The following is a 12,389-nucleotide window of genomic DNA, read 5'->3' as shown; positions in this document are numbered from 1 at the left end:
TCAAAGAGGGTAGAAAAAATTGGGAAGAAAGCCCGGTCACCCTGTTTCAAGGGTTTTCGCATTTTTGCCAGTTTCAAGCGACTACTAATACTAATCAACCGAACTATCTCCTATATTGCCGGAGGAAGCGCTGGTCTAGCTTTTTGTTACTCCCAACTCAGCGCACCACCGGTTTGATACTCAATCACTCTGGTCTCAAAAAAGTTTCTCTCTTTTTTCAGATCTATCATTTCTGACATCCATGGAAATGGATTCTCTTCATTTGGATACATCGCGTCAAGTCCTATTTGCATACAACGACGATTGCAGATGAAGCGCAGGTAGCTTTTGAACATGGGAGCATTCAATCCAAGCACCCCTCTTGGCATCGTATCTTCAGCGTAGCGATACTCTAATTCAACCGCTTTTTCGAAGATGCCGCGAATCTCTTCTTTGAACGCGGAAGTCCATAACTGCGGGTTCTCCAGCTTGATTTGGTTGATCAAATCGATACCAAAATTGCAATGCATCGACTCATCACGCAAGATGTATTGATACTGCTCCGCTGCCCCCATCATTTTGTTTTGACGGCCCATCGCAAGGATTTGCGTAAAACCAACATAAAAGAATAAACCTTCCATCACGCAGGCAAAAACAATCAGGGAGCGCAATAGCTTTTGATCGTTTTCAAGAGTACCGGTCTTAAAAGCGGGATCGGTGAGTACATCAATAAACGGAATCAAGAACTCGTCTTTGTCCCGAATCGAGGGAACCTCATGGTAAGCATTGAAGATTTCGGCTTGATCCAGACCCAAGGACTCAACAATGTACTGGTAGGCATGGGTGTGGATGGCCTCTTCAAAAGCCTGGCGCAATAAATACTGACGGCACTCTGGAGCGGTAATCTGGCGATAGGTTCCTAATACGATGTTATTCGCTGCCAAGGAGTCCGCGGTTACAAAGAAACCTAAATTACGCTTAATAATGCGACGCTCATCTTCGGTCAGGCCATTAGGGTCTTTCCAAAGCGCAATATCGCGATTCATATTGATTTCTTGGGGCATCCAGTGGTTAGCGCAGCCGGCTAGGTACTTCTCCCAAGCCCATTTGTACTTGAAGGGAACTAGCTGATTAACGTCTGTCGTACCGTTAATGACTCGCTTATCTGCCACATTAACCCGACGCTCAGTGGCATCGGCTACTGGTTTTGCTGCCGCTTGCACCGGAGGAGCAACCGCAACCTGGTCGGCTACAGGGGCAACTTGCACTGGCGGAACGGCCATTGGCGAGGGTGGCGGCACAAACCCTGCCTTAGCAAGGGCTGGAGCGACTTCTTCATCCCAGTTCAACATACTATTCTCCTAATTCCTATTTGTTCTAATGTTCTCATCGAGCTTATTGACAAGCTTCACATTCCTCAAACCCCGGATCGCCAGGACGCATCGTGCAAACCGGGCCATCCGCAGCAACTGCCCCTGCGGTACTTGCTGCCCCACTAGAGACTGCATTGAGTTGACCTGTGGCGACCGTTGATTTCTCAACATGGGTCGCTGCCATGGTCCGCAAGTAATAGGTGGTTTTTAATCCCCGAATCCAGGCCAACTTATAGGTGTCGTCCAACTTCTTACCGGATGCGCCGGCCATATAGATATTGAGCGATTGAGCTTGATCGATCCACTTTTGGCGACGTGAAGCAGCCTCAACCAACCAGCTTGGCTCAACCTCAAAGGCAGTCGCATACAAATCGCGCAGATCTTGGGGAACGCGATCAATTTTAGACAGAGTACCGTCAAAATACTTCAAATCGGCAATCATGACCTCATCCCATAGACCGCGATCTTTCAAATCCCGCACCAAGTAATCATTCACCACGGTGAACTCACCAGAAAGATTGGATTTCACAAACAAATTCTGGAATGTGGGCTCAATGCAGGCCGAGACACCAATAATATTCGAGATCGTTGCAGTTGGGGCAATTGCGACGCAATTGGAGTTACGCATACCGTATTGCTTAATTTGAGCACGGAGTGCATTCCAATCCATGGTGCTTGACTGATCTACCTCAACATAACCACCGCGCTCCTCTTGGAGCATCTTAAGGGTATCTTGGGGCAAAATGCCGCGATCCCACAGCGATCCTTGATAACTGCTGTAGGTGCCACGCTCCTTAGCAAGCTCACTCGATGCCTGATAGGCGTAATAGCAAACCGCTTCCATCGAGGTATCAGCAAACTTGACCGCCGCCTCACTCGCGTAGGGGATGCGTTGCATGTGCAAGCAATCTTGGAAGCCCATAATCCCAAGACCAACTGGTCGATGCTTCATATTGGAGTTACGGGCCTTCGCAACCGCATAGTAATTGATATCGATCACGTTATCGAGCATGCGCATCGCGGTCTGGATGGTCTTCTTGAGTTTGGCATGGTCAAGCACCATTTGACCGTCGGCATCAGTGGTCATATGAGCGGTGAGATTGACTGAGCCTAGATTACAGACGGCAATTTCAGTCTCATTGGTGTTGAGGGTGATTTCAGTGCACAAATTGGATGAATGCACCACGCCTACATGCTGTTGAGGGCTACGAATATTGCAAGGATCTTTGTAGGTAATCCAAGGATGGCCGGTCTCAAATAGCATGGCCAACATCTTGCGCCATAACTGAACTGCAGGGATCTTCTTCGATGGCTTAATTTCGCCGGCCTCAGCACGCTTTTCATAGGCGATATAAGCCTGCTCAAAGGCTTTGCCATACTTGTCGTGCAAATCGGGGGTGCTTGATGGAGAAAATAAAGTCCACTCACCGTTTTCCATCACCCGCTTCATAAATAAATCTGGGATCCAGTTGGAAGTATTCATATCGTGGGTGCGGCGGCGATCGTCACCGGTATTCTTACGAAGCTCCAAAAACTCCTCGATATCCAAGTGCCAGGTCTCCAAGTAGGCGCAAACCGCACCCTTGCGCTTGCCGCCTTGGTTTACGGCTACAGCGGTATCGTTCACAACTTTTAGGAATGGAACAACACCCTGCGACTTACCATTGGTGCCCTTAATGTGGCTGCCCAAGGCGCGCACATTGGTCCAGTCATTACCCAAACCACCAGCAAACTTCGATAACAAGGCATTCTCTTTCAAGGCCTCGTAAATGCCATCCAAGTCATCATCGACCGTGGTGAGGTAGCAACTCGATAGCTGCGAGCGCAGAGTTGCTGAGTTAAACAGGGTTGGGGTGCTCGACATGAAGTCAAAAGTCGAAAGAACCTCATAAAACTCAATCGCACGACGCTCACGCTCTGGCTCATTTAAAGCCAAGCCCATTGCCACGCGCATGAAAAATGCCTGCGGCATCTCAATCCGATGGTCTTCAATATGCAAGAAGTAACGGTCATAGAGGGTTTGGAGACCCAAATAATTGAATTGCAAATCCCGATCGGCATTGAGTGCTGCCGAGATTTTGCTCAGGTCAAACTCTAAAAGGCGGGGGTCCAGTAGCTCCGCCTCAATTCCCTTACGAATAAATTGGGGGAAATAATTCGGATACTCAGACTGCATATCGCCTTGCAAGACCTCACGCCCCAGAATTTCTTTCCGAATCACATGCATCAAAATACGAGCGGTCACCTGGCTATACGCAGGGTCTTTTTCGATCAGGGTACGCGATGCCAAAATAGCCGAGTCATAGACTTGAGCCATGGGAACACCGTCATAGAGATTCTTGATGGTCTCGGTCATGATGGGGTTAGCATCAATGTGGTTACCCAATCCCTCGCATGCCGCCTCAATCACACTGCGCAAAGCAGCCACGTTTAGGGGCTTAGTAACACCGTTATCGTTCACTTGAACAGAAGGCAGACTTGGGTCGGCAACCTGCTCTTGGGCCGCGCTTTGCTGCGCAGCACGTTCCTGGTTGCGCTTTTCGCGATAAAGCACGTAAGCCCGAGCAACGTTATGCTCACCACTACGCATCAAGGCCAATTCAACCTGATCCTGAATATCTTCAATATGAAAGGTTCCGCCATTGGGACGGCTGCGCAATAGCGCACGAACCACGTTTTGGGTCAATTGCTCAACTTGCTCACGAATCCGTGCTGAAGCTGCGCCCTGACCACCATTGACCGCCAAAAATGCTTTGGTCACAGCAATGGCAATTTTCGAGGGCTCAAAAGCAACTACCGAACCATTACGACGAATGATTTTGTAGTCTGAAAGCTGGGTGGTTTGAGCAAGACCTACACCACCGGCCACATAGTTGGCGGATGGGGTTTGAGTCAAATTACCGACGGGGCTAACGCCTCCATGACTCGTGGTACCTGCTTGGCCAGCTGCTTGAGGATCGGCGAAGGTCATATTGCTCCTGCTATATATATGTATTTATTGGAAAAAAGACAAATTTGTAACAAAAACACTAGATATAGTGGTTTTGAATCGTTCTGGATACTAAGTATAGGTAAATATTTTAAATTAGGTAAGCTCTTTTTTTCAGAATTTATTAGTAATTTCCCTATTTTTGATAGAAATGAAATCTTCAAAAAAGCGATGTAAGCGACCGCTTACCTGATGGAGAAATAGCTAGCGGACTTCAACCCCGAAGGGCAATTGTTCCTTACTTAGGTTTGCCAATCGTTGTATTCGCACCCAATCAAATGATTTGCCTGGGTCGGTCTTGCGGTCGGGCGCAATATCGCTATGTCCCGCAAACTGCAAGTTGGAAAAATTCTTTGCTAAGAAGTCAATCAGCTGGGCAAGGGCTGTGTATTGTTCATTGGTAAAGGCTGATTCGCCATCCCCTATTAACTCAATACCAATAGAAAAGTCGTTGCAACGCTCCCGCTCAAAAAATTGAGACGCGCCTGCATGCCAAGCCCGTTTATGAACCGATACCAGCTGAATGACCTGTCCATCACGATCAATCAAGAAATGGCTTGAAACCTTCTGATGCGCAATTTGCTCAAAATAAGGATGGGTGCGCGCATCTAACTTGTTTTGAAAAAAATCAATAATGCGATCACGACCAAATTGACCGGGGGGCAAACTAATATGATGAATGACCACCAAATCCGGTTTAATTGAAGCGGGTCGTTCATCAAAGTTAGGAGAAGCTCGCCACTGCGCCCTACCCCACCAACCCTTTTGACTTAAGCTATCGCGATGATCGGCGCAACAGTAATAGCGCCCATCCCATGCAATCGCATCATCTTCAGGCAAGTGAAGGTCGCAATACGAACAAGAAACCATACGCTTGGGCTTTAACTGAGAGGGCGGTGCTGACCTCGGCTCCAAAGCCTTTTCTTGATCGTGCTTTTTCTTAAGCACCAACCACCAATAGGCAAAGGCCAAGCCCAAGCCAAGCAAAATCCATTTCAGCAAAATTAAGTTCTCTGCAAAATCACTTCGGCAACAAAGCGAGTGCCTACATAGGTCAACAACAGGGCCACAAATCCACCTAAAACCCAGCGCACTGCTGTTGGACCTCGTAAACCAACCCGTAGGCGCGCAACCACTAAACCGCTAAACAAGAGCCACGATAAGAGTGCAAATACCGTTTTATGGTCAAAGACTAGTGGTTTACCAAACAGCTCTTGTGAGAAAAATAAACCAGAGAAGACGGTCATACTTAATAGCGCATAACCGACGTAGAGCAAACGGAACAAGAAACTCTCCATCGTCAATAATGGCGGCAGACTTTCAATCCAGGTCGGCGCACCGCCCATACCATTGGCCATACCCTTGCGCAAAGCCCGATCTTGTAAGTTCATTAATACCGCAAGCATCGCTGATAGGCTAAAAAATCCTACCGCAAAGGTTGCAACGATAAAGTGCGCCTTAAACCAAGGATCAGCGACGGCACGCTGAGAAATGACCGACCCTGGAAAGAGATCGGGCAGGATCGCACAAAACATCGCCATGCTGATGGTCATCAGCCGCAAGCTGGAAATGGGCAAGAAAAAGCTCTGAATCCAGTAAAAACTGAGTCCCACCCAAGCCATCAGGGAGAGATCTTGCGCAAAGCCAAATACAAAGCGCTCACCATTAAAAATCGACTCGTACAACAGGATTCCGTGAATGATCAACACGATCAGAATCAAAATTTGGACCAAGCCAATAAAAAATGGGGTCTCAGGGCGCCTTTGGTCGCGATAACCCAAAACAATAATCAGCAAGAGATAAAGTAAGGATGGCAACCAGCCAAATCCTGAGTAACCTAAAATAGTCATTTCGAAAGTCTAATCGATAAATGCTTGAGAATCTGACCGACCGCCTAAGTCGTGTGGTTAAAACCATGCGGGGTCAAGCTCGCCTGACAGAAAACAATACGGCCGACATGCTGCGCGAGATTCGTCTCGCCTTACTAGAGGCTGACGTTGCCCTGCCGGTGGTAAAGAGTCTCATGGAGCAAATCAAGTTCAAGGCACTTGGTGAGGATGTGGTGGGCAGTCTCACCCCTGGTCAAGCCTTGGTGGGGGTTGTGCAACGCGAGCTAGCTCTCATCATGGGTGGGACTGAAGAAGAGTCTGGGAAATTAAATCTAGCCACCCAACCTCCTGCGGTCATCTTGATGGCTGGTTTGCAAGGTGCTGGTAAAACAACCTCGGCAGCCAAACTTGCTAAGTTCTTGCAAGAAAAGTTAAAGAAAAAGGTTTTGACTGTTTCGTGCGACGTGTATCGTCCGGCCGCGATCGAGCAGTTAAAAACGGTTAGCGCTCAAGTTGGAGCGGATTTCTTTCCAAGCTCACCTGACCAAAAGCCCATTGAGATTGCCAATGCGGCGCTCGATTGGGCTAAACGCCATTATCACGATGTTTTAATTGTTGACACGGCAGGTCGTTTAGGAATTGACGAACAAATGATGCAAGAGATTAAGTCTTTGCATGCGAGTCTCAAACCGATTGAAACTCTTTTTGTGGTCGATGCCATGCTTGGTCAAGACGCTGTTAATACCGCGCGATCTTTTCATGAGGCATTACCCCTGAGCGGCGTCATTCTGACCAAACTGGATGGTGATTCCCGCGGGGGTGCAGCGCTATCGGTTCGTCATATTACCGGCGTGCCCATCAAATTTATCGGCGTTGCAGAAAAAATGGATGGGCTGGAGGCCTTTGATGCGCAGCGCATGACCAACCGCATCCTTGGTATGGGCGATATCTTGGCCTTGGTCGAGCAAGCCCAGCAAACTGTTGATGTTGCGCAAGCCCAAAAGATTGCTAACAAAATACAAAAAGGTGGTTTTGATCTTAGTGACTTCCGAGAGCAAATTAAGCAAATGCAAAACATGGGGGGCATGGCCAATCTGCTCGATAAACTACCCAGCCAAATTGCGCAACAGGCTAGTAAAGCGAACTTAGGAATGGCTGATAAGCAAATGAAGCATATGCAAGGGATCATTGATAGCATGACCCCGCAAGAACGTGCCAAACCGGAGCTACTCAAGGCGAGTCGTAAGCGTCGCATTGCCGCCGGCGCAGGAGTTCAAGTTCAAGAGGTCAATCGACTCTTGGCGCAATTTGAACAAATGCAAGGCATGATGAAGCAAATGAAAGGCGGCAAGATGGCCAAGATGATGAGCTCGCTTGCTGCCCGTGGCGCCGCCAAAGGACTCGGCGGGCTGTTCAAAAAATAGAGCTTAAATCAAATTATTTTTTGCGGTATTGATCGCAGCAATAATCGTTTGCGCAATCGACTGGAACGGTATTAATTGAGCGGCACTTTCACGTCGCCCCTGAAACTCCACTTGACCCTCTTTCAGGCCGCGCTCGCCAATCACGACACGATAAGGCACACCAATCAACTCCCAGTCTGCAAACATCGCACCTGGACGTTCACCGCGATCATCTAAAACAACATCCACGCCAGCAGCAAGAAGCTCTTGATGAAGATGATTAGCAGATTCACGCACTGCATCGGATTTATCGTAGCCCACAGGACAAATCACAACCTCAAATGGGGCCATGGAAATCGGCCAAACAATTCCACGCTCGTCGTGACCCTGCTCAATCGCAGCGCCTAATAAACGGGTTACGCCTATTCCGTAACAGCCCATCACCATTGGCTGAGCTTTACCATTTTCATCAAGATAGGTGCACTTCATCGCTTCGGAATATCGGGTACCCAATTGAAAGACATGGCCCACTTCAATGCCACGACAAATCTCAAGAGTTCCTTTTCCATCTGGCGAAGGATCTCCGGCCACTGCATTACGCACATCGGCTACCAAAGGCTCAGGAACGTCGCGCCCCCAATTGACACCAGTCAAGTGATAGCCTTCGGCATTGGCACCACAGACAAAGTCGCTCATATTTGCCACAGTGCGATCAGCAATCACTTGAACTGAAGCTGGCAGACCAACCGGACCTAAGTAACCCACTGGAGAACCGCATGCCGCCAGGATTTCAGCATCGGTGGCAAACCGGAAGGCACTTAAACCAGGGACCTTATTAACCTTGATTTCATTGAGCTCATGATCACCCCTGAGCAACACTATGAATAATTTGGCGGGTCCAGCGTCCTGATCAACTGCCAACACTAAGGATTTAATAGTATTAGACAGATCGATCTTGAGAAACTGCGCAACATCTTCGCAACGCTTTTGATCTGGCGTTGCCACTTTTTGCATACTTTCTTTTGGAGCGGATCGGTGTGCGATAAGAGCAACCGATTCAGCAGCTTCTAAATTGGCAGCGTAATCTGAATTAGGGCAATAAACAATCGCATCTTCGCCTGTATCGGCAATCACATGAAATTCTTGGCTGCCCGACCCTCCGATCGCACCATTATCAGCAGCGACGGCTCGAAACTGTAAACCCATGCGTTGAAAGATTCGGACGTAGGCATCAAACATGAGCGCGTAAGACTTTTTCAAGCCTGCCTGATCACGATCAAATGAATAAGCATCCTTCATGCTGAACTCACGACCCCGCATGATCCCAAAACGGGGGCGACGCTCATCACGAAACTTCGTCTGGATTTGATAAAAGTTAACGGGCAACTGCTTGTAGCTCCTAATCTCCGAGCGCGCAAGATCAGTGATCACCTCTTCGGAGGTTGGCTGAATCAGATAATCGCGCTCATGGCGATCTTGAATGCGCAACAACTCGGGACCCATTTTTTCCCAACGACCCGTCTCTTGCCATAACTCAGCAGGTTGAACGATCGGCATCAGAAGCTCGATGGCTCCGGCGCGATTCATTTCTTCCCGAATAATGTTCTCGACCTTCCGAATTACCTTGAGCCCGAGAGGGAGATAGTTATAAATTCCAGCACTTAATTTACGGATTAGCCCAGCGCGCACCATCAGTTGGTGAGACACAATCTCCGCATCTGCTGGAGCCTCTTTTAGGGTTGCAAGAAAGGTTTGTGAAGCTTTCATGAGTGACTATAATCAAATCGTTGATTTTAAAGGATTAAAGATTAGGGACTAAAAGGTACGATTATGCTTGACCGTGAAGGCTATCGACCTAATGTTGGCATTGTGCTTCTCAATGCTCGCAACGAAGTATTTTGGGGTAAACGAATTGGACAACATTCTTGGCAATTTCCACAAGGAGGAATTGCGCACGGAGAAAGTCCAGAAGAAGCAATGTATCGCGAACTCCATGAAGAGGTGGGTCTTTTTCCTCACCATGTCGAGATCATTGGGCGCACCCGTGATTGGATTCGCTACGATGTGCCCGAGGAGTTCTTACGCCGCCAAATGAATCACCGTCATCAGCGTGTCGCTTATAAGGGTCAAAAACAAATTTGGTTCTTACTGCGAATGCTAGGCCAAGACCATGAGATTCAACTACGAGCCACAGGGCATCCTGAGTTTGATGCCTGGCGCTGGCATCCATATTGGATTGAGCTCGACACTGTGATTGATTTCAAGCGCGAGGTCTATCAACTTGCACTCTCTGAACTCGCCCGGTTTATTGTCACCACCAACCAAATGCAACAATTAGTCTGGGGGGCACCATTACACGCCTCGCACCCTTCATGAATAAACTTCAGTTTCTCTTGCTTGCATCATCAGTTACGGTACTGAGTGCCTGTTTTTCGGATCCCTTGGCCGACGGGACTGATCCGTTTGCACCAACAGTATTTAAGGAAGGGGAAACACCCATGCCCTTAAATCCGCCTAATAAAAAATATTTGATACCTTTCTCAGTATCGCAAACCACTATTTTCAAGTTTGCCGTTGATACCGAATCCATCAAGATTGGAAACGACGGCGTTACCCGCTACATTGTGGTGATTACCAATCCCAGTGGTGGTCAAAATGCTTACTTTGAAGGAATACGGTGCGATACGTTTCAGTGGCGGTTATATGGCACTCTTGAAGCCAATCAGCAATGGCGTGCCAATCCTTTAGGTAGCTGGTTAGCCATTAAGGACAATGTTCCAAATCGCTATCAGGCAGCTTTGGCTCAGGGTGCTTTTTGCAATCTAGCGACCCAAGAAAAAAGTTACGCCAAGGTTGTGAAGTCTCTCGACCCCAATAACTTTTTGGGGATCACTGCTCCCGTCGGATCCGAAGCAGAGCTACCGACTCTGCGCTAATTAGGCCTTACTCAGCAAGGTTCCAATCGACTCGCCCTGATACAGGCGTACTAATACATTTGGCTCACGGCCAGAGGCAATCACCGTACTCGCCCCGGTTTCTACCGCTGTTTTGGCTGCCAACACTTTTGTAAGCATTCCGCCTTTACCCAAATCACTACCAGCACCTCCAGCCATCCGCTCTAATGAAGGGTCGCCTGCGATTGCAAAATCAACCATCGTGGCAGTGGCATCTTTACGAGGATCGGCGGTGTATAGCCCACCCTGATCCGTCAAAATGACTAGGGCGTCGGCGTGTACCAAATTAACGACGAGTGCCGCCAAACTATCGTTATCACCAAATTTAATTTCATCGGTAACTACCGTATCGTTCTCATTAATGATCGGCACAACACCTAAAGACAGTAGTGTTTGCAAGGTTGCCTTTGCATTTGCATGACGCTGCGCATTAGCCAAGTCAGCATTCGTTAATAGAACCTGTGCAGTATGTACGCCAAATTTTGCAAAGCATGATTCGTAAACTTGCACCAAACCCATTTGCCCAACTGCGGCAGCTGCTTGCAGCTGATGAATTTCTTGAGGGCGGACAGCCCAGGATAAGCGCTGCATGCCCTCGGCGATGGCACCTGAACTCACCATCAACACCTGGCAGCCCTGCTTGAGTAAATTAGATACTTGCTCAGCCCAAGTAGCAATCGCAGTTCGATCTAGCCCTTCGCCATTATTGGTCACCAAGGTAGATCCAACCTTCACAACAATTCGTTTTGCTTCTGAAATCGTTTTTTTCATCGTTATTACTCGTCTAAAAAACGGGGGTCTTCAGCACGCTCTTCCTCTAGGTCGCGATCTTTGCGAAGTCCGTCCAAATAATCTTGAATCGCATAACAAAGGCGATCACAACCTTCGCCAGTAAGGGCAGAGACCTCAAATACGGGACCCTGCCATTCAAAACGTTTTAAAAAATCTGCGATGGTTTGCTCTCGATCCTCAGGCTGCAGCATATCGACCTTATTCAATACAAGCCAACGTGGCTTTTGATATAAGGCTTCATCGTATTTGCGCAGCTCATTAACAATCGCCTTGGCATCAGCGACCACGTCGACATTCTCATCAAAGGGGGCGATATCAACCAGGTGCAGGAGCACACCGGTGCGCTGTAGATGCCTTAAGAATCGGTGACCAAGACCAGCGCCCTCAGCAGCACCCTCGATGAGTCCTGGAATATCCGCAATCACAAAGCTGCGTTCATTACCAACCCGCACCACTCCCAAATTAGGATGTAAAGTGGTGAACGGGTAATCTGCAATCTTGGGGCGCGCATTAGATACAGCGGTAATCAAAGTAGATTTACCAGCATTGGGCATCCCCAATAAACCCACATCGGCCAACACTTTTAATTCCAACTTTAATTTGCGGCGCTCACCTGGTTTGCCATTAGTCTTCTGACGTGGGGCACGGTTGGTACTACTTTTAAAGTGAATATTGCCCCAGCCACCAACACCTCCTTGGGCAAGGCAAATTCGCTCCCCATGCTTAGTCAAGTCAGCAACTACTTCGTTGGTTTCTGAATCCGAAATAATGGTTCCAACTGGCATTCGTAACTCAATATCGTCACCAGCACGGCCATAGCAATCCGATCCACGCCCAGGCTCACCATTTTTAGCCGTATGCGTTTTGGAATACCGGTAATCAATTAAGGTATTGATGTTACGATCCGCAATCGCATAAACACTGCCCCCGCGACCGCCATCGCCACCATCTGGGCCACCAAACTCGATGAATTTCTCGCGGCGCATTGAGGCGCTGCCGGCACCACCATTACCAGCAATCACTTCAATTTTGGCTTCGTCTATGAATTTCATAAATAAAAAGGCCTCGCA

The 12,389-nt window shown here is 48.3% G+C and carries 8 protein-coding genes and 2 pseudogenes; 3 read left to right on the top strand and 7 right to left on the bottom strand.

All coding sequences use genetic code 11. The features are described from left to right. Positions 1-146: 146 nt before the first annotated feature. From QUE60_RS01045 to QUE60_RS01030, 4 genes are all read right to left on the bottom strand, one after another. Entirely contained in the window at positions 147-1,331 is a 1,185-nt protein-coding gene (locus QUE60_RS01045) for a ribonucleotide-diphosphate reductase subunit beta (RefSeq protein WP_286223896.1), read from the bottom strand. 43 nt (positions 1,332-1,374) lie between these two features. Further along, entirely contained in the window at positions 1,375-4,323 is a 2,949-nt protein-coding gene (locus QUE60_RS01040) for a ribonucleoside-diphosphate reductase subunit alpha (protein ID WP_286223895.1), read from the bottom strand. Positions 4,324-4,545: 222 nt separating this feature from the next. Beyond that, positions 4,546-5,343, bottom strand: coding sequence for a 1,6-anhydro-N-acetylmuramyl-L-alanine amidase AmpD (gene ampD, locus QUE60_RS01035; RefSeq protein ID WP_286225537.1), 798 nt, complete (start codon positions 5,341-5,343; stop codon positions 4,546-4,548). Between the two features lie 2 nt (positions 5,344-5,345). After that, a complete protein-coding gene (locus QUE60_RS01030; protein ID WP_286225536.1) occupies positions 5,346-6,191 on the bottom strand; it encodes a cytochrome C assembly family protein in 846 nt (281 codons plus the stop codon). A gap of 20 nt (positions 6,192-6,211) precedes the next feature. On the opposite strand from QUE60_RS01030, the gene ffh reads away from it, so the two are divergent. Beyond that, a complete protein-coding gene (ffh, locus tag QUE60_RS01025) occupies positions 6,212-7,594 on the top strand; it encodes a signal recognition particle protein (protein WP_286226910.1) in 1,383 nt (460 codons plus the stop codon). Between the two features lie 3 nt (positions 7,595-7,597). Here the strand turns inward: ffh and QUE60_RS01020 are convergent, their stop codons facing one another. Further along, positions 7,598-9,340 carry a proline--tRNA ligase gene (locus QUE60_RS01020; protein ID WP_286226909.1) on the bottom strand — a complete coding sequence of 581 codons (1,743 nt, stop codon included), beginning with the start codon at positions 9,338-9,340 and terminating at the stop codon, positions 7,598-7,600. 63 nt (positions 9,341-9,403) lie between these two features. On the opposite strand from QUE60_RS01020, the pseudogene QUE60_RS01015 reads away from it, so the two are divergent. Next, positions 9,404-9,928 (top strand): annotated as a pseudogene (locus QUE60_RS01015) (RNA pyrophosphohydrolase); the annotation flags it as partial. A gap of 17 nt (positions 9,929-9,945) precedes the next feature. After that, on the top strand, positions 9,946-10,509 hold the full coding sequence (locus tag QUE60_RS01010; RefSeq protein WP_286223890.1) for a CNP1-like family protein: 564 nt from the start codon (positions 9,946-9,948) through the stop codon (positions 10,507-10,509). Positions 10,510-10,521: 12 nt separating this feature from the next. Here QUE60_RS01010 and proB read toward each other — a convergent pair. Together proB and cgtA are read right to left on the bottom strand one after the other, a co-directional pair. Then, positions 10,522-11,298: pseudogene (gene proB / locus QUE60_RS01005) on the bottom strand (glutamate 5-kinase); the annotation flags it as partial. A 5-nt stretch (positions 11,299-11,303) separates the two neighbouring features. Further along, a complete protein-coding gene (gene cgtA / locus QUE60_RS01000; protein ID WP_286223889.1) occupies positions 11,304-12,371 on the bottom strand; it encodes an Obg family GTPase CgtA in 1,068 nt (355 codons plus the stop codon). Positions 12,372-12,389: the final 18 nt, after the last annotated feature.

Source organism: Polynucleobacter sp. HIN11, from assembly GCF_030297675.1.
In the GTDB taxonomy this organism is placed as follows: domain Bacteria; phylum Pseudomonadota; class Gammaproteobacteria; order Burkholderiales; family Burkholderiaceae; genus Polynucleobacter.
The sequence above is the reverse complement of the archived record's forward strand: the minus strand, read 5'-3'. Positions and strand labels throughout refer to the sequence as shown.